The organism is Desulfosporosinus sp., from assembly GCF_014237355.1.
Classification (GTDB): Bacteria; Bacillota; Desulfitobacteriia; order Desulfitobacteriales; family Desulfitobacteriaceae; genus Desulfosporosinus.
Genome location: NZ_JABZFS010000015.1, coordinates 36549 through 54779, shown reverse-complemented (window position 1 = coordinate 54779; position 18231 = coordinate 36549). Strand labels below are relative to the sequence as shown.

Genomic DNA, 18231 nt, shown 5'->3' with positions numbered 1-18231 from the left:
CGCTTTCTTTTTTTGTGCTATCTTCTGGGATTCTATAAATAACTACACATCATCCTAATCACTCGCCTTTGCGTTTCAAACGCAAACAGCTCCAGTCTCCGTTCCTACCCCCGTCGACCCCCAAGCCAGAGGAAGTTTCTTAGCTTAAGGAGCACTTCAGTGGAATCGCGTCAATGAGCGCAGGCGACGAGGCGTGAAGAAACGCAACGGTTTACATTCAGAAAGCCCAGAGGTTTTGCGTTTTAGCCTCGGCGGCAAGGGAATAGCGAATGGAACGTGTGCGACTGGGCTAAGAAACTTCCTCCCCACAAAACCTCACAATCATCATTTCCAACAAAAACCCCGGATCCCCGCCTCCAGTTTTCATAGCCAGGTCTGTATTTAAGCACTCGGCTAACCCCTTGGACAATTGTTTGGTCGACAATCTTGAGGATTGCTGCCAAACTTTTTGGGCTTCATAGGGTCTGATCCCTAAGGCTGAAGGAACATCCGCCACATTCCCCCCCCGCTTGCGCAGGGCATCACATCCAAGCAGCAATCGGACTTGACGCACCATTAAGGTCAAAACTTTTAGGGGATGCTCCTCGCGTAAAACCTCATGTAATTTCTTAATAGCCTTGGTGGCAGATCGTATAGCTACCGCATCCAAAAGATCAAAGATGCTCGCCTCGATGGTTTGAATCGTGATAGTTTCAACATCTTCCATGGTTATCTTTGTTCGATCCCCTACAAAAATCACAAGCTTATCTAACTCTTGGCTTAAAACACCGGTCTGATGACCTGCCCATTCAATAAACTGAGATGCCGTTCGAGCCTCCATTGACTTTCCTCGAGCTTTTAACTCTAGCTGTACCCAAGCAAGCCAGTCTTGGGGACGTTTAGGAGCAGAGAATTCCAAGATCTCTCCTGCCTCTGCCCGATCAATAGCCTTATAAAACTTCCTTCCTCTGTGAACATTTTCCGCGATAAACAGAAGACATGTAGAAGGATTAGGGTTTGCAATATATTCTATAAACGGCTCTAAGTCTGCCGTTTGTCCGTCCTGAAAATAGGTCACCTCGTCAACTACCACTAGTCGATTAGCAAAGAAGGACATTGTATTAGCCCGCTCTACAATTTCAGCTGGTGACAATTCTTTGGGATCTAGCACTTCAATCCCACTTCCAGAAGGGTCCGTCATGAAATAGAACGACTTAAGGACTTGCAGTCCTTCCTGTATCAAAAAGCGATCCTCTCCATACCAAAGGTAAACGGATGCAATCTTCCCCTTTTTTACACTTTCCTTAATTCGTTCAATCTCACGCATCTTTTTATCACCTCTCTCTTTCTAAGTTTAATAGACACGGACAAAAAAAGCCAGCAAATAAAGAAAACTTGGCTGGCGCCCACGAAGACTCTGTCTTCGCACGTATTAGCCCTTCTTGCAGACACTGTCTTCGCACGTGTTTACTTTCTTGCAGCCTCCGGCGAAGGCGCTGCCCTAGTTATGCTTCAGACGAAGACACTGTCTTCGCACGTATTAGCCTTCTTGCAGTGTATAACGCAAGTATATACTTTCCGTAGTATAGAAAAAAAGCCCTCCACGGTAGTGGAGGAGCAAAAGAAAGAGGAGGAGAAAAGAGATGTTCCTTGTTATTGTTACCCAGTATTTCCTTTTTATACATGCAATTCTAAACTAGAATAAATAATTATTACTTCAACTTTAGAATTCGCTCCCGGCCAGGGATGATTTCCAGCCCACGTTCTCCCAATAAAAGCCTGATCGTTCCATGGTCGTCCGTCCGAAAAAGAGGAATATGACGTTCCTCCCAATACTGCAATACCTCCCGTGTAGGATGACCAAACGAATTCTTTCCCACTGAAATCATCACAGCCTGGGGTTCCATACTCTCTAACCACGGAGTATACAATGAAAACCGACTTCCATGATGCGGCACCTTAAATATATCCGTTCCTAAATCAACCCCCGTCTCAAAAATATCCTGCATTTCTTCTTCCTCTATATCCGCGGTTAACGTGACACTTTGCCCTAAGTAATGAAGTTTGAGCACTAAAGAGTTATTATTAGCATCCGAATTCGTCCCCTCGAGGACCCTATACGGGCCTAAAACGTCTAACCATGCTCCAGAATCTAGATCAATGCGATCACCCGCTTGAAGCAGACGCAGCTTCTCAGACTCCCAAGTTAACCCGGCGGGCAGCCCCTCTCGCCATTCTTCATTGTCCAGACGATCACCTACAGCAGGTACCCCTACCCAATCAGTTGGGATGACTGCAAGGACCGACCGTACTCCACCAATATGGTCATCGTGTTCATGGGTAATCAGTAAAGCATCCAACTGACCAATACCCGTATGCAACAGATACGGAAGAACAATACGCTCCCCCGCATCAAAGGTTTCACTGCGCGGTCCAGCATCGATCAAAACAGCATGGTCCTCAGGGGTCCTAATTAAGATCGCATCCCCTTGTCCCACATCAATCATAACTACTTCCAGATCATGATGCGAATTCCAGGGACTCCATAGTGACAACAAGATTAATACAAGACCGCCCCAACGTAGGGGCAATAGTTTACCAGCAGCTGGAATAAGAGACAAATTCACTAGCCGTTGTTGGACAGCTTGAGCATACTTTCCGGGACATCTCCTAATCAGTTTAGCAGCAAGAGTGCTTAACCCTCTGCGGTGATAAACCCACCTTACGTTTAGTGTAAAGAGAGTGCGCTCTCTGCCCCACAGAACGACACCGATTCCACCATACCAAATCAACCAAAAAAGGGGCCCGGGATTGAGAACCCAAACATCAGCATAGGGTAATTCTGCCAAGATTTTTAGAATAGTATTCGTTCCTTTTAACAACCAAAGACTCGCTTGAAACATAGGCGCAGACAACTCTCCAAAAAATGAAAGCATTACCCCGATAAGCCCAACTTCCAAGACACTACCCAAGATAAATAAAATAAAGACGTTAACGAAAAAACCGATCAACGACAAGCGATGAAAGGCAGCAATCAGCAGTGGCAAGGTAGCTATTTGCGCGGCCACTGTACCGGCAATAGCATAACGAAGCAAAACCGGCATGTTCCCCAGCAACCTCGTCCCAGCAATCCGAGGAGAGAGTACAACAATTCCCCACGCCGCTGTGAAGGAAAGTTGAAACCCAAGATCTTGAATGATTAAAGGGTTATGAATAAAAAGCCCTACTGCAGCAAAAAACAACCACCTCAGCGTAGCTACTCTTCCTCGCCCTAAGCGCCCGAGTAAAAGTGCTATACCTAGAATAGTTGCTCTAACAATCGGAGCATTTCCTCCACAAAGTGCAGCATAAAGCAGCAGTGCCAAAATCGTTCCGAAAATCCTGAGTTGCCTTGGCAAAAAGCTGAAAAGCATCCAAGAAAGCCCCAGCACAAAAGCCACATTTGAACCTGAGGCCGCAAAGACATGAAGAACACCAGTCACCTTATAGCGCTCTTGAACTACGTCAGGAATCCGACTTGAATCCCCAAAAAGAATTCCCTCTAATACCCCTGTTTCCTCTGAGTCCCATGTTGAAAGCTGATTTCTTACCTGCTGACGTATCTTCCACGTTAGGCTCGACTTCCCCGCAGACAAAAGCACAGCATCCCCTTGAGCATACATAGTTCCACTTAACCCTCTGACCCCATAGTAAAGCCGTTGATCAAATCCTCCTGACGTCCCCAAAGACTTCGGCCTCTCCAAGTGCCCTCGGAAACTTATCTCATCGCCAGGCTGAAACCGTTTCCACTCACCTGAAATCTGCCCCGATTGATCCGGATAAACACTTAAGCGATAGGTCTGACCTTTAACCTCACCTTCCTCGACCAAGATAATTCCAACAACCTTATCCTCAGCTGCATTCCAATCCTTCACGAGACCAACAATTTCTACACGGTCCAAAACAAGAGGTTCCGGCAAAGCACGCTCAGCAAGGGCCCCATAAACAAAGCCCAGCAACAAACTCGCCGCTAGCAGAGGAATCTCCGGCCGAAACACACGTCCAAAGAAATCACGGGGGCGCCACAATAAAAGACGGACTCCTAACAAAACAAGAAGCCCGAAAATCCAAACCCGCCCCTGCACCGGAATGTATGCTCCAAAATATCCCCCAACCAAGAGGACTGCTGCTCGCCTAATCCACGGGTCTCTCATACTCATGGACCAACCGTCACTTGGGAAGCCATCTTTTCATAGGTCTTAGGACCAATCCCAGACACATTCTCAAGGTCCTCCGCCCTAGCAAAGGGCCCATGCTCTGTCCGATATTTAATAATCCGCTCCGCTAAAGCCGGACCAACACCCGACAGCTTGTCCAGTTCGACTAACCCCGCAGTATTAATATTTATTTTTCCATCTGATACCGGGATCGCTACAGGTATTGGAGCAGCGGCCTTTGATGCAGAACTCGCATTTCCAGTATTAGTTGAGTTTCCAGAGACTGCCGGAGTCTGAGGAACAACAATCTTAAACGGAACAGTCACCTTTTGCCCATCTTTAAGTTTTTCCGCCGGATTCATACTCTCTAAATTCGCCTCCGGCAACAAACTAACCTGCTTAAGAGCATCATCTACACGAGCATCCGGCTCTAAACGAACAAGCCCCGGCTTCTCCACCGCCCCTGCAACATAAACAACAATCTCTCGACTTATATCTGTTTTCTGAACATAGGCAGACGTGCCATGAGGAAGAAACAGCTTCCAAATCGCTACAACCACCAAACCAACCAGCACAACCCACCAAGCATAACGAAGCTTACGCTCCATTCTCCTGCCCCCTGCCATCACAAATAATGTTCCATAGTTATTGTCATTTTCTCCTAATTCCTTCTTTTTCCTGCCGCGAAGTCTCGTTTATCCTGTCGCATTTTATCCTCTCGTTCAACGACCTCGATACCTTACGATGCACTTAGTTCCATATTCAATGGCTTTTTCTCTTCTCTGAACCTCATGATTCTATATGAACTATAACGATACACGGACCCTATTTTTCTCTTGCAAAATGCAATAACCCCGAAACTAATTCCGGGGTAAACATCTTAGTAATAATTAAATTTGGCTCTCGATGAATGACTTCAATTCGGCCTTACATTCTAACCATACCAATATCACTGGGTCTGAGAGTTTCTTTAACTCATTCCATTTTAAGAAAAATGAGTATGAGTTACGATAGAAATGTCTGAAAGCCAAGTATTCTATCAACTTTCCCTTTAAACCCTGTGAGATAACGGGTGTACGATTATATGTGTCTTCAGTCATTTGTTTTATAAGTTCGCTATGCCATTGATGACCTGTAGGAAGTTTTCCATCAATAGTTTTGCCGATCGTTTTAAATATATTTTCTACACCATTATAGAAGGAATGCAATACAGAACCAAGTGCTGTTAGTTCTATTAAAGTGGGTTCTTCCCCTTTACTCTTCTCAATCAAATCATTATAAGAAGCAAAGAGTTCATCAATTTGCTGTATTTCAAAATTGATTTGGGATATAGCCTTTTCAAGAGACACGGTAAAGGTCACCTTCTTTCACAAGGTATTTTGAAAACGCATCATCTCTATCTAAGTTAATCAAATCGACGGGTCGACTTAATGTAGTAAGTAATTGCCCTAGTAATGCAAAATAATTTTCTGGTGAACAACCTTTTATTGCAATATCTATGTCTGAATCCTCTCTGTAAGTACCCGTGATCAATGAGCCAAAGATGAATACTTCTTTGCATCCCGCATTCTTTAGTATCTCGATTGCAGAGCTTACATCTTTTTGAAATTCTTTCGGAACTCTAGATAAAATCTCGCTCAAATAATCAACTCCCATAATTTTACTAACACTTACATTGTAACATCATCTCTAAAGCTTGTCATTAGATCCCTGTTTAGTTATTATTTTACGTGTTTCGGATAAGGGATCGGGTGTTCCCAATGCGTAAGTCGTTACTAGTTTAGCCAATTTCCTCACCATAGTCTTCATAAGATTTAACATAAAGACGTAGGAAGCAAGAGAACCGTTCCTTTGCTTCCCTCCAAAAATCATTGTTTCATAAATGCTTTACATGTAATACCATTTATAGTAGTTTATTCTTGCAAGTAATTGTCAGAGAAATCCCGAGAGTTCAACTTATTCGGAATCACAAAAAATAATCTAAAGCTTACCCAACCCAAAACTCTGAGCGAGAGAGATAAATAGGAGAACAGGAGGATCGAATTATTATGTCTCAACAACTCACAGCCTCTGCTGAAATGGTTAATCAAAAGGTGAAATTCATTGGCACATCAGGATCCAATCCAGAAATCACTTTGGACTACACTCCGCCGATAGGAGATGGCGAGGGTTACACCTCATTGGAGTTATTTCTTGTAAGCTTAGCTTCCTGCGCCGGTACCTCAATTGCCAGTTTACTGCGGCAGATGAGAAAAGACGTATCTGGTCTCAAAATCAATGTTAACGGTAATAGAAGGGAACAACATCCTACGGGTTTTGAAAAGATTCATATGGTAATTATCTTAAAATCAAAGGATGCCCTTGAATCGGACGTTAAAAAAGCAATAAGCCTATCTGAAGAATCTATCTGTCCAGTGTGGAATATGATTAAGCATAATGTCGAGATAAGTAATGAATATGAGATAGTGAGAGTCTAATTAATGGAATAGTGATGCATTAGGAAAAACGCTACGCGTCTTTTTACTATTATGTCTTTCTGAGGCATAGCCGAAGAATCTTGACTTCTGCACTATTTCACACAAGTTAAGATCCTTCGCTGCGCTCAGGATGACATGAGTGAAAGAGGACCCTAACTTTCTGATACGTTGAAAAAGCAGATCGCTGAGTATCTGCTTTTTTGTGTTAAAACCTATAACTGTCTGCTTTTAAACACCAAAATAGACTCAGCCCCTGCCTCAAGCTATGAAGGTGCACATGGAATGTACCTTCTACCCAAAAGTCGTGCTTCGTTCTCCCGTTCCCCCGTCTACCCAAGCCCAGGACGCAGTGTCACACCATCACGTCTTTAGTTTTGGAGCTAAGAACACGTCCCCTTCCCTATATTTCCCCACAGATGAAGGCGCACATGGAATGTGCCTTCTACCCAAAAGTCGTGCCCCGTTCTCCCGTCTACCCAAGCCCAGGACGCACCATCCCGTCTTTAGTTTTAGAGCAAAGAACACGTCCCCTTCCCTTTATGTTTCCCCTGCAGAGGAAGGCGCACATGAAATGCGCCTTCTACCCAAGAGTCGTGCCCCCGTTTTCCCGTTCCCCATCTACCCATGACCAGGACGTAGTTTCACACTATCAAGTCTTTAGTTCTGGAGCAAAGGACACGTCCCCTTCCCTTATGTTTCCCCTGCAGAGGAAGGCGCACATGAAATGTGCCTTCTACCCAAAAGTCGTACTCCCGTTCTCCCGTTCCCCCGTCTACCCAAGCCCAGGACGCAGTGTCACACGAGCGCGAGGTCTTTACGTAAGCAGCTAAGCAAACTTCCGTTCAGGCGACCCCAGACCGGGGCAGTGTACAGGGATGTACACTGCCGCCAATGCGCCATGGACGGCGCTTTTGGCACGATAGTCTCCAGTGGAGATTATCGCCGTAGGCGGGTTCTTCAAACGAATACTATCGCCGAAGGATGAACCCCGCGCCCCCAAGCCAAGAGCTTGAACGGTTAGTTTGCTCTGCGTCGTAAGCACCGAGCGCTGGGTGACACAAGTCCCCTAAGTCCCCCCTATAACAGCCCCGCCGCCCTCGTAGCCAACTCACTCCGTTCCCCGCGAATCAGCCGAACCTGGCCATAAAAAGACTGCCCAGACAACCTCGAAGCGAGATGGGCTAATCCATTACTCTCTTTGTCCAAATAAGGATGGTCGATTTGATCCGGGTCCCCACAAAGCACTATTTTTGTGCCCTCCCCAGCACGTGTAATAATCGTCTTTACCTCATGTGCCGAAAGATTTTGGGCCTCATCAATTATAATGAATTGGTTAGGAATACTTCGTCCTCGAATATAGGTCAACACTTCAATTTCAAGTTGCCTCTTTTTGATGAGAAGATCAATGGCGCTATCAATCACAGATTCACTGCCTCTCTCGCGATCTTTCTCTCGCCGCGTCCGCAGGAGAAACTCAAGGTTATCATAAATTGGCTGCATATACGGACGGACCTTCTGATGCTTTTCTCCGGGAAGGAACCCTATATCCTTGCCAAAGGGAACAATCGGGCGGGCACAAAGCATCCTAACATAGATTTCGGCATGGATTGTTTGCTCAAGGCCACAGGCCAAAGCAAGTAACGTCTTTCCAGTACCTGCCGGACCCATCAGATTAACCAATTTAATGTCAGGATTAGTGAGCATTTCCAAAGCCCAAGATTGCTCCAGATTTTTAGGCCTGATATCCCAGGGAGCCAGCCCTCTCCCCATTTGATAGATTAACCTTTTCCCATCAGAAGATGAAACAAGTGGCAAAACGCTATCATCACTTAAAACCGCCTTGACACAACGGTTCGGAGATAGCGCTGACTCGAGGAGAATATACCTATCTTGATAAAGCAGAGACACGTCATGATCGTCAAGAGAAAGCGTTAAAATCTCCTCCACAATGGGAGGTAATACAACTTTGTCATTATGATAATCGTCCGTTAAAATTCCTAACGCATCCGCTTTAACACGCATGGCAATATCTTTAGTAACTAAAACAACAGGTCGTTCTTCTTCGTGGGTTAAACTCAGAGCAACTGCAAGAATTCGATTGTCTGCCAGTGCCATATCTGATTTTAAGGGCAAGATCTCATTGGAGTAATGATTTAATTCAATGCGTATCTTACCTCCATTGGACAGAAGAACACCTTGAGATAGTTGCCCTTTTTCTCGCAATCGGTCAAGATGACGAATCGCTTCCCGAGCGGCCCGACCGATGTTTTCTAAGAGGCGTTTCTTACTTTCAATTTCCTCCAGAACTACATAGGGAATAATGACTTCATTCTCTTGGAATTGATAGATGGCATTAGGGTCATGCAATAACACGCTAGAATCGAGTACATATACTTTTTGCAACTATATACACCCCTTCGTCTAAACCGTCCTAATTATAGTCTATTCCATAAAATTCCAAATTCTCTATTTTTTAATTAGATATTCCTTTCGATATTCAAACCTTTTCTAAATGTATATTCCCAACCTTACCAAGCATTCGCAAAACCTATTTTCATACGTTTTGTCCCTAAGGACGACAAACTTATTTTTATAAATAAAGACAAGAGCGGTTCTATCTTGCATCTATAAAAAGCCAAGATGAACCGCCCCTCTAGGACAATCTATATAATAATTATAAGCAATGCTTTCTAAGTTTTTCGATATCGATTAACGAAAGAGATTAGTCTACTTTCCGTTCAGAACCATTTCAGCCTGCTTAATAAGATGATCTGGAACAACCACCGATCCACCGAAGGCTCGAACCATAGGACGATATCCTGAGTCGCTGAGTTTTTTGAGGTAAGCCTCAGTTGCAGGAGGTAGTGTACTAAGTTTAGGGTTAATCAGAAGAACCGGATCACTGGTCTTTGCCGCTAAGGCACTTCCTGCAAGGGCCTCAAGGTTTTCATACCCATTGGCCAAATAAACTGTCCGAGGGTTGAGTGAAAACTCGTTGAGAACTGCACCCGCGGTATCAAAACGATCAAGTCCTGCAAGACGGATTACATTTGCTGAAGGCACTAATTCTTTGACCCGAGCTTCTAATGTCTCTGGGATAACCGCTGTACCGCCAATGATATACACAGTAACAGGCTTATTAGTTGAGATATAATCCTTTGTTTTGTCAGACAGATAATTTTTACCTGTAAAAAGTGCTGGATACTGCTTTGACCCAACAAAACTAGCAGTACTCAGCGCATCGGGAAACTTTCGCCAGAAATTAAGAACACCGGGGTTCCATACTCTACCTTAACCTGGTCTACCACAGCCATAGCTGTTTCGTAACGATCAACTCCACCCAATCGGATAATAGTTTCATGCCCACGCTTCCTAAGTTCTGTTTCAAAGGATGTGTCAATTACCCCAGTACCGCCGACTATATAAAGTTTCGTATCAGGATTTGCATGTGAGGCAATATAATCAAAGGCTTCCGAAGACTCTTCAACCGTTGCCCCTACGAGCAAAATCGGAGCATCCAATTTCTTAGATAAACTACTCGAGGATAATGCATCTGTAACGTTGAGACCGGAGGCTACAATGATGTTTGCACATTGACCTCTGTTATACTCTTCCCCAATGACTCTTGACGTAGTGTAGCCATCCTCTCCTGCCAAACGAACTGCACCTTCCAAGGCTGCAGGAGGAGTAAGGGCTTTGATTAAATCCATGTAATCAAAGGAGTTATTTTCATTTACTTCCGGAATTTCAATCTCGATCGGCTTGTTAATATTTGAGGTAACCGTACTAAAGTCGACCTTCAAACTGCAGCTGCCTGTTGCTTCTTCCGTCATGCTTTGTCCCGGGTTTAGAGCCTTCATTAATTGATTAATCTCAGCCAACTCCACCCTAAGATCTAGAGCACCACTTTTCTTTACCACATACCCATCAACAATAGCATATTCCAGCTCTAATCCTTGATCACCTAATAAGGTAACATCTTTTAACTCATCCATAACAAGATTAAACTGGTCAAGAAACTCTTGTTTCTTAACCTCGAAATCCTTTAAATCCTGATCAAAGCTACTTTCTCCCTCAGGAACTTGACTAAATTTTAAGATAGTATCCATATACTCCTTAACAAACAACATTGCCTCTTCGTCCTGGGCAGAATTGTTAACAGTGTATCGGATAAATTCCTTTAGTTGTTGGTCATTAAGTTTGATTTCATAAATTTCGGCTGACTTGCTACCCTCGTTAGTTTCCAAGTACCGACTTCCTTTTGAAACCACCTTAATGTCCGGATTAAATCGTTGTGCAAAACTAGTTAAAAAAGCCACTTGCTTAACTTGCATACGTTTGCTAAATTCCGCAAGTTTGGACATATTCATACTACTTTGTTCAGCTGCACCCATATTATTCGGATTTAAGACTACATATTCCTTGCTAGCAAACTCGGGCGGTAAAGATCCTTTTGCTAGTTCAGGAAGCCTAAAAATCTCAGTAATTTTTGGAGTGTCTCCGGTTAAATCCGAATCTACCCAAACTGGCATCGTTATGTTCATCCCCTGTAAGGTCAAATTCATGTCTACTTGGGATTTACTAACCGTTCTCTCTTCATTGCTATTCATTTTAGTATCTAAGTTTAAGGTAGCATTATTCACAAACGCAACAGCAGTATCAACTTGTTGTTGGACAGCAGGGTCAAACCCTGTGCCACTTAGTTTGAAGGTCATGGTCGTCTGCTGCTGTAAAGACGTTACATTTTGCATTTTCATGCCAGCATCAAAAATGGCCTGTTGATTCTGACTACAACCTGATAAAGTAAGTGATAGTATCAGTAACATTGCGACCCAAATTAGTTTTTTCTTAAACTTCACGTAGTTTCCTCCCTACTTTCGTATTTATACTACTTCTATAATAAACTACTGATACCTCCCCATGACAAATTTTTTCCTAAAAATATACTATGTAATGGATTGATTGTTAATGTTTTCATTAATAATTCTCCAAACTTGCATAAACAAAGGCCGTTGGCTTATTACGAACTATTTCCTTCGTAAGCCAACGGCCTCTATGTCTTATTTAACGACAATATTAACCAGTTTACCCGGAACTGTAATCACTTTAACAATGGTTTTTCCTTGGGTCCATTCTGTAACTTTGGGCTGAGCCATGACCAACGTTTCCAGCTCAGCTGCTGAGATATCAGCTGCGACTTGAATGCGGTCCCGAACTTTCCCATTCACCTGGAGAATAACCGTCACCTCATCTTGTACGAGAGCCGCTTCATCCACTTCAGGCCAAGGCTGGAGATGAATGCTTTCTGTATGGCCTAATTCGCTCCAAAGCTCTTCTGTAATATGGGGAGCAATGGGGGCTAGAAGAATAAGAATTCCTTCCAAGGCCTCTCGACCAACTGCAGGATCCGCCGTTGGTTTTTCCTTGTAGAGGTATAAAGCATTAACCCATTCCATAATTGTGCTAATGGCAGTATTAAAGTTATAACGCTTCCCAATATCATTAGTTACTCTCTGTATGGCCAAATGAGTATGCCGTCGCATTTCTTTACTATCTTTGTCTAAGGCTTTCCACTGATCCGAAGCTGTGAGAGCCGATGTTTGACTTTGAACTCCTCTAATGAGGGGCTCGTACTGAGCGACCAAGCGCCAAACTCGATTTAGAAAACGATAGCATCCTTCAACCCCTTGATCGCTCCACTCTAAATCTCTATCTGGAGGAGCTGCGAAGAGGATAAACAAACGGGCAGTATCTGCCCCATATTTACCAATAATTGCTCCCGGACTAACAACATTCCCCTTGGACTTAGACATTTTAGAACCATTCATACAAACCATCCCTTGGGTAAGTAAGTTTTGAAAAGGTTCATCTGCTTCCAAGTAGCCAAAATCTCTTAAACCCTTAGTAAAAAAGCGTGCATATAAAAGATGCAGGATCGCATGTTCCACTCCACCAACGTATTGATCAACATTCATCCACTGATTAGCTGCTTCTTTAGAAAAAGCCTTTTCTGGATTGCGCGGGTCAGTGTAGCGAAGGAAATACCAGGAAGAACAAGCAAAGGTGTCCATGGTATCCGTTTCTCGTCGAGCAACTCCCCCGCACTTAGGACAGGTTGTTTCGATGAACAAGGATGAAGTCGCCAAGGGATTTTCCCCCGATTTAAAGACTACATCAGGTGGCAGCATAACTGGCAGTTGTTCTTCAGGTACAGGTACGGTTCCACAGGAATCACAATAAATCATGGGAATCGGAGCTCCCCAATAACGCTGACGAGAAATAAGCCAATCCCGCAGACGGAAATTAACCTTCCGTTGACCTATACCCAGCCGCTCTGCTTCATCGGCAATCCGTTCTAAAGCCTCATCACTCATGAGTCCATCAAAAGAACCGGAATTAACCATAAAACCTTCTCCAGTGTAGGCAGCTTTAAGTGGCAGGTCCTTCTCTTCCAACAACTTTTCCAGAGGCATAATAACCGTATTAATATCCAAGCTATACTTGGTCGCAAATTCAAAGTCCCTTTCGTCATGAGCCGGCACACCCATAACTGCCCCAGTCCCATATTCAAGCAGGACATAGTTTGCAATCCAAATCGGTACTTTCTTGCCACTTAAGGGATTTAGACAATAAGCTCCGATGAATAGACCTTCCTTTTCTGCATCTGTAGCTGTCCGGGCAATTTCATTGAGACCTTTCATTTTTTCGATGAAAGCTAACACGTCCGCCTCATAGCCTGTCCCACTCACTAACTCAAGAACCAGCGGATGTTCCGGTGCAAGAACTACATAGCTCACCCCAAACAGAGTGTCAACACGAGTCGTATAGACAGAAATTTTTTCAGGGCGTTCTTCCAAGGCAAACTTAACCTCTACACCTTCAGAACGGCCGATCCAGTTCCGTTGCATAGTTTTTACCTTTTCAGGCCAACCCGGTAACTTATCTAAATCCTGAAGCAAGGCTTCCGCATAATCCGTGATTTTGAAGAACCACTGTTCCAGATTTTTCTTTGTGACTAAGGTATCGCACCTCTCGCACCCACCGTCCACAACTTGTTCATTAGCAAGCACCGTGGCACAGGAAGGACACCAGTTTACAGCCGCCTTCTTCTTATATACCAACCCATGTTTATGAAACTCTAAGAATAACCATTGTGTCCATTTATAATACCCGGGATGACAGGTCGCAACTTCCCGGTCCCAATCATAGGAAATCCCCATTTCTTGGAGCTGGCGCCGCATATTTTCTATGTTTTTCCAGGTCCAGTCCGCCGGAGGTGTCTGATGCTTGATAGCTGCATTTTCAGCGGGTAAGCCAAAGGCATCCCAGCCAATAGGGTGAAGGACATTATGTCCGGTCATCCGTTTGTAACGAGCAATGACATCTGCAATTGAGTAATTCCGCACATGCCCCATATGTAGATCTCCCGAAGGATAAGGAAACATAGCCAAAGCATAATACTTGGGTTTTGAAGAATCTTCCTCCGTTTTATAAGCCTTTTTCTCTACCCATTTTTTCTGCCACTTAGATTCGATCTCAGGAAACGAGTATCTCTCTTGCATAAAAAAATCTTCCCCCTTAGAAATAACTGAAAAAACTCCCGTCCCTAAAGGGACGAGAGAGCCGTCTTCGACTTAGTGCTCCGCCGGACTTGATGACATGACCTCTGCATCTTTCCAGAGACGTTCAAGCTGATAAAATTCACGCTGATCCGGAGTCATAACATGAATCACTAAATCACCGCCACAATCCATCAACACCCAGTTAGCCGTTGGCAATCCTTCAAGATGAATGACAGGTATTCCAATTTCCGGCAGCTTCTCTTCTAAATGGTCCGTGATCGCTTTAACCTGAGTCGTCGTATTTCCAGTCACAAGTAAGCAATAATCCGTGACCATTGAAATTCCCTTTAAATTCAAAAGGGTAATGTCTCCACCTTTTTTGTCTTCTACATAACCGACCACTTGGTTAAGCATTTTTTGATCCAGTTCCAATAGTTAACCTCCTTTGTAAATCATCAAATGTCAATTGAGTTAAAGGATGAATGGGGCGTTTGCCCTCTTTTAAATATATTAACGTGTGTTCAACACAGGCTAATGTACCCTTTTCTAAATTATCATACAAGGATTGACGCAAAAAGTCCACTTTTGCAAAATCACGGTCAGGTTCCGTTAGATCAGCACTGTAAATCAACATCTCCAAAGGGCACATTCCCGGCCTTCCCAAGGTATGATTGGCAACAGCTGCCAGGATCTCTGCATCATCTAATCCGTAATAATGTTCCAACCAATAAGCCGCCACAGATCCGTGTAGAACATAAGGGCTTTGCTCATCTTCAGGATACTTAAGCAAATTCCACCGCCGTGCATACCTTAACTGACTTTTCAAGGGAACTTCCTTTGCTAAATCATGCACTAATCCTGCACAACGAGCTTTAACCGGATCCAATCCATGATGTAGAGCTAACTTTTCCGCCCAATCTGCGACCCCCACTGTATGTCTAAAACGTTCTTCTGAAAGAACACGAGCCGCTAGATCCCTCAGCACCCCAACTTGCAATATCACGTATCTCGCTCCTCTTTTATCTCCACATTTCTCTTAATTATTCTATTTTAACAATTAAATGCTTAGGATGCAAAAGGGAGACCCCACAAAGCTTTCAGAGGTCTCCCTTACAGTCGTAGAGTATTACATTTGCTTCGGTTTGGCTTCATTGACCGTTAATGGTCTTCCACCAAAATCTTTGCCATTTAACTCCTGTGCCATACGTTCCGCATCCGTTTCTTCAACTTCGATAAAGCCAAACCCCCGGGATCGGCCAGTCTCACGATCGGTAATAATCCGACTGCTTTCCACCTGACCATACTCGCTGAAGAATTCTCCGAGTTCCTCGGCTGTCGTATTCCACGGAAGATTTCCTACATATAGTGTTGTTGCCATGATAACTGTCACCTCTTGTCTCGTATTAATCACTGATCGTTTTTAGTATGGTCAAATACGGACAGAGTATGCGACAAAAATTTTGATAGTTCTCAAACAACTAAAAATAAGCAATCTTACTACCTCAAAGAACTTATTCTACATAAAGCCCAAGCTCTTCCAGATAAAGACGAACAGGCTCAGGCAAAAGGTATCTGATTGGTTCTCCACGCCGAACTCGTGCCCTAATATCCGTTGACGAAATTGCCAGAGCGGGAACTTCCAAATAATGAATTTTCCCCTGAGTTTCTGGATGTTCCTGTTGAACCTTTAGGAAAAAGTCACTAGCATCAAACCCTGGACGAGCGGCACCAATAAATTGGATCAACTTAAAAATCTCTTCCGCTTCACGCCACGAAAAGATCTCTAAGAGCGCATCCGACCCCGTGATAAAATAAAGCTCATCTTCCGGCCATGTGCGTCGTAAGACACGTAAGGTTTCAACCGTATAAGATGGACCTTCCCGTTCAATTTCCAAAGCAGAAATATCAAAGGCAGGATTATCCTGAATAGCACGCTTCACCATCTCGAAGCGTACTTCTCCAGCTGAGATGTCTCTTCGATTTTTATGCGGCGGAGTTCCAGTCGGAATAAATAATACTTTACTTAACTTGAACTCCCCACGCGCCATTTCCGCAGCAACCAAATGCCCATAATGAATTGGGTCAAAGGTGCCGCCCATGATTCCAATTTTCTTCATTTTCGCCTCTAAACCATTATTATTTTAACTAGTCGACAATGCAAAACAAATTCTTTATCAGTATACCACTCTCAACCCATTATCACGCGTTTATCCGTAATAAATATTTGTAATTTACAACACTTTGTTTAGACTCCTTGCTCTAAAGGTTTTCCTTGCTGGGAAACAGAGTCCCTAGCCCTAACATCTGGCAAAGTAAAGGCAAGTATTATACCTAAGACAGGCAATAGGCTTATCAGGTTCATAGTTAGAGGCAAGCCAAAGTTGTCCGCGATTACCCCTAGTAAGGTTACCCCGATAGATCCCATACCAACACCAAACCCAAGCATTAACCCCGAGGCTAAACCGACGTTATTAGGTAATAGCCTTTGCCCGAAAACCACGGTAACTGAAAAGGTCGAGATGATTGACGCGCCAGTAATAAAAGCAAAAATGGGAATCCATGGACCATTGAAGTGTAAAAACGGGTAGACAGTGAGTAAGGATATAATCATAGAAATCACCAATCCATTCCGTCCACCAAAACGGTCGGCAAACGGCCCGCCCAAAAGCGTCCCTACCACCCCGGCAATTAAAAACGTGCTCACCAGATATTCAGGCTCAGCAATTCCTTTAAAGCTGGGAAAATAAAAGGGAATGAAATAAACTAAACCAGAGTGTATCCAAGATCTCACAGTGATATATAGTATCAAACGAATTAAGTTTCCTGTTCTCTTTCCATTACCAGCAATTGGTGTCTGTTCTATTCCCCTTTTTTGTGTGTGGGATTTTTGCGCTAAAATTTTCTTAAATCGAGGCAACAAGAAAATAAAAATAAGAGCGGTCAAGGCTCCCGGAATCATGAGCCCCTCAATTGAGTCCAAGCCCGCAAAACCCAATAGAAACATTGCGAACATGGGGCCAAGGCCAAAACCAAGATTTCCTCCTACGGAAAACACTGCCATGGAGGACCCGGCCTTGCTATCCTCGCTGGCAAAATGGGCCACTTTGGATCCTTCTGGGTGGTATCCCGCCACCCCAATACCACTTAGCAGTACCGCAACTAACAGCAATTCGTAGGAGTTAACCATTCCTGTTAATGCCAAACCAAAGCCGGAAAGGAAAAGTCCCAGAGGCATTAACCAAGGCATACTGTACCGATCGCTAAACACCCCAAAAATAGGCTGTATAATTGCTGAACTAAAGGTAAAAGCCAACACAACAGTACCCACTTGAAAATAGCTAAGATGAAGGCTTTGAGCTAAAAAGGGCATTAAGATAGGAAGGATTCCCTGACCTAAATCGACAACCAAATGACCTAAGCTCAAAACCCATAAGTAAGGGTTAATCAATTTTTTCCCCTCTTTCTATTTCCTTCTGTGATTCTTTCTAATAATCATTCCATAAACTAGCTCGAATTCCTTCCGCTTACCCTTCTTGCACCACGCTCAAATCAACAGAAAACTCGAGGAATTAGTAGGTGTAAAAATGCGAATAATACTAGAGTTATAAACAAACCTTGCTTCAAAGCTGGAAGAATCCTTACGATAATTACGACTTAATAACTCAGGGGGAGGTGAAACTAGTGATTTCCTTTACCGAACTTTTTACATCTGATTTCATGCGACATTACACTCAGTATGAATCCATCGATGAATTACTATCATCGGGTGGATTTGTCGTAAATTCAGAAGAAGATTACGAAGCTATCCCTGATGAAGCTATAGATGCGCACGTCCGAAAGACGACTAATTTCCTTTCATGGAAAGAAATGCTCACTAAAGCCGTAGATGCATATACTCATTAAATCCTTACATATAGTCTAAGAATTTATTACCAGCTTGGCGGACTTGAAAAGGGCTTACTGACATTATCAGCAAGCCTTTTGTTTAGTGGATAAGATTTCTAACAAACAATCTAT

17 protein-coding genes and 1 pseudogene are annotated in these 18231 nt (G+C 43.7%); 2 read left to right on the top strand and 16 right to left on the bottom strand.

Annotated features, from left to right (window positions below; genetic code table 11):
• Nucleotides 1-289 precede the first annotated feature (289 nt).
• The 5 genes from holA to HGJ98_RS03665 all read right to left on the bottom strand — a co-directional run bounded on the left by holA (nt 290) and on the right by HGJ98_RS03665 (nt 5816).
• The gene (gene holA, locus HGJ98_RS03685) at nt 290-1306 is read right to left on the bottom strand and encodes a DNA polymerase III subunit delta (protein ID WP_291349685.1); all 1017 of its coding nucleotides are present in this window, start codon (nt 1304-1306) and stop codon (nt 290-292) included.
• Nucleotides 1307-1691: 385 nt separating this feature from the next.
• A complete protein-coding gene (locus HGJ98_RS03680; protein ID WP_367142660.1) occupies nt 1692-4178 on the bottom strand; it encodes a ComEC/Rec2 family competence protein in 2487 nt (828 codons plus the stop codon).
• Entirely contained in the window at nt 4175-4783 is a 609-nt protein-coding gene (locus tag HGJ98_RS03675) for a helix-hairpin-helix domain-containing protein (protein WP_291349684.1), read from the bottom strand. The genes HGJ98_RS03680 and HGJ98_RS03675 overlap by 4 nt, the downstream gene beginning before the upstream one ends.
• Before the next feature lie 282 nt (nt 4784-5065).
• A complete protein-coding gene (locus HGJ98_RS03670) occupies nt 5066-5524 on the bottom strand; it encodes a hypothetical protein (RefSeq protein WP_291349683.1) in 459 nt (152 codons plus the stop codon).
• Nucleotides 5514-5816, bottom strand: a complete 303-nt coding sequence (locus HGJ98_RS03665; protein ID WP_291349682.1) for a nucleotidyltransferase family protein — start codon at nt 5814-5816, stop codon at nt 5514-5516. Before HGJ98_RS03665 ends, HGJ98_RS03670 begins: the two co-directional genes overlap by 11 nt.
• 407 nt (nt 5817-6223) lie before the next feature.
• Here HGJ98_RS03665 and HGJ98_RS03660 point away from each other — a divergent pair, with 407 nt between their 5' ends.
• A complete protein-coding gene (locus HGJ98_RS03660; RefSeq protein WP_291349681.1) occupies nt 6224-6652 on the top strand; it encodes an OsmC family protein in 429 nt (142 codons plus the stop codon).
• Between the two features lie 826 nt (nt 6653-7478).
• Here the strand turns inward: HGJ98_RS03660 and HGJ98_RS03655 are convergent.
• The 11 genes and pseudogenes from HGJ98_RS03655 to HGJ98_RS03605 all read right to left on the bottom strand — a co-directional run bounded on the left by HGJ98_RS03655 (nt 7479) and on the right by HGJ98_RS03605 (nt 17638).
• Nucleotides 7479-7694: a hypothetical protein gene (locus HGJ98_RS03655; RefSeq protein ID WP_291349680.1), complete on the bottom strand. Its 216-nt coding sequence runs from the start codon at nt 7692-7694 to the stop codon at nt 7479-7481.
• A gap of 35 nt (nt 7695-7729) precedes the next feature.
• Nucleotides 7730-9055, bottom strand: a complete 1326-nt coding sequence (locus HGJ98_RS03650; protein ID WP_291349679.1) for a PhoH family protein — start codon at nt 9053-9055, stop codon at nt 7730-7732.
• A gap of 324 nt (nt 9056-9379) precedes the next feature.
• Nucleotides 9380-9778, bottom strand: coding sequence for a cell wall-binding repeat-containing protein (locus tag HGJ98_RS03645; protein WP_291349678.1), 399 nt, complete (start codon nt 9776-9778; stop codon nt 9380-9382).
• Nucleotides 9779-9793: 15 nt separating this feature from the next.
• Nucleotides 9794-9889: pseudogene (locus HGJ98_RS03640) on the bottom strand (hypothetical protein); the annotation flags it as partial.
• Nucleotides 9886-11511, bottom strand: coding sequence for a cell wall-binding repeat-containing protein (locus tag HGJ98_RS03635; RefSeq protein WP_291349677.1), 1626 nt, complete (start codon nt 11509-11511; stop codon nt 9886-9888). The gene HGJ98_RS03635 and the pseudogene HGJ98_RS03640, both read right to left, overlap by 4 nt.
• 201 nt (nt 11512-11712) lie before the next feature.
• Nucleotides 11713-14214 (bottom strand): leucine--tRNA ligase, encoded by a 2502-nt coding sequence (leuS, locus tag HGJ98_RS03630; RefSeq protein ID WP_291349676.1) that lies wholly within the window; start codon nt 14212-14214, stop codon nt 11713-11715.
• Nucleotides 14215-14286: 72 nt separating this feature from the next.
• Complete coding sequence (gene rsfS, locus HGJ98_RS03625) at nt 14287-14646, bottom strand: ribosome silencing factor (protein WP_291349675.1); 360 nt, start codon at nt 14644-14646, stop codon at nt 14287-14289.
• Nucleotides 14621-15217, bottom strand: a complete 597-nt coding sequence (yqeK, locus tag HGJ98_RS03620; protein WP_291349674.1) for a bis(5'-nucleosyl)-tetraphosphatase (symmetrical) YqeK — start codon at nt 15215-15217, stop codon at nt 14621-14623. Before yqeK ends, rsfS begins: the two co-directional genes overlap by 26 nt.
• Before the next feature lie 123 nt (nt 15218-15340).
• The gene (locus HGJ98_RS03615; RefSeq protein WP_291349673.1) at nt 15341-15592 is read right to left on the bottom strand and encodes an RNA-binding protein; all 252 of its coding nucleotides are present in this window, start codon (nt 15590-15592) and stop codon (nt 15341-15343) included.
• A 133-nt stretch (nt 15593-15725) separates the two neighbouring features.
• Complete coding sequence (gene nadD, locus HGJ98_RS03610; protein WP_291349672.1) at nt 15726-16331, bottom strand: nicotinate-nucleotide adenylyltransferase; 606 nt, start codon at nt 16329-16331, stop codon at nt 15726-15728.
• Between the two features lie 128 nt (nt 16332-16459).
• A complete protein-coding gene (locus HGJ98_RS03605) occupies nt 16460-17638 on the bottom strand; it encodes an MFS transporter (protein WP_291349671.1) in 1179 nt (392 codons plus the stop codon).
• A gap of 257 nt (nt 17639-17895) precedes the next feature.
• Between HGJ98_RS03605 and HGJ98_RS03600 the strand changes: the two genes are divergently transcribed.
• Nucleotides 17896-18117 carry a hypothetical protein gene (locus HGJ98_RS03600; RefSeq protein ID WP_291349670.1) on the top strand — a complete coding sequence of 74 codons (222 nt, stop codon included), beginning with the start codon at nt 17896-17898 and terminating at the stop codon, nt 18115-18117.
• Nucleotides 18118-18231: the final 114 nt, after the last annotated feature.

Bases quoted from the DNA above. Each gene is read 5' to 3' on its own strand.
- holA (WP_291349685.1), bottom strand. From the start codon at position 1,306: ATGCGTGAGATTGAACGAATTAAGGAAAGTGTAAAAAAGGGGAAGATT.
- nadD (WP_291349672.1), bottom strand. From the start codon at position 16,331: ATGAAGAAAATTGGAATCATGGGCGGCACCTTTGACCCAATTCATTAT.
- HGJ98_RS03615 (WP_291349673.1), bottom strand. From the start codon at position 15,592: ATGGCAACAACACTATATGTAGGAAATCTTCCGTGGAATACGACAGCC.
- HGJ98_RS03680 (WP_367142660.1), bottom strand. From the start codon at position 4,178: ATGAGTATGAGAGACCCGTGGATTAGGCGAGCAGCAGTCCTCTTGGTT.
- HGJ98_RS03660 (WP_291349681.1), top strand. From the start codon at position 6,224: ATGTCTCAACAACTCACAGCCTCTGCTGAAATGGTTAATCAAAAGGTG.
- leuS (WP_291349676.1), bottom strand. From the start codon at position 14,214: ATGCAAGAGAGATACTCGTTTCCTGAGATCGAATCTAAGTGGCAGAAA.
- HGJ98_RS03675 (WP_291349684.1), bottom strand. From the start codon at position 4,783: ATGGAGCGTAAGCTTCGTTATGCTTGGTGGGTTGTGCTGGTTGGTTTG.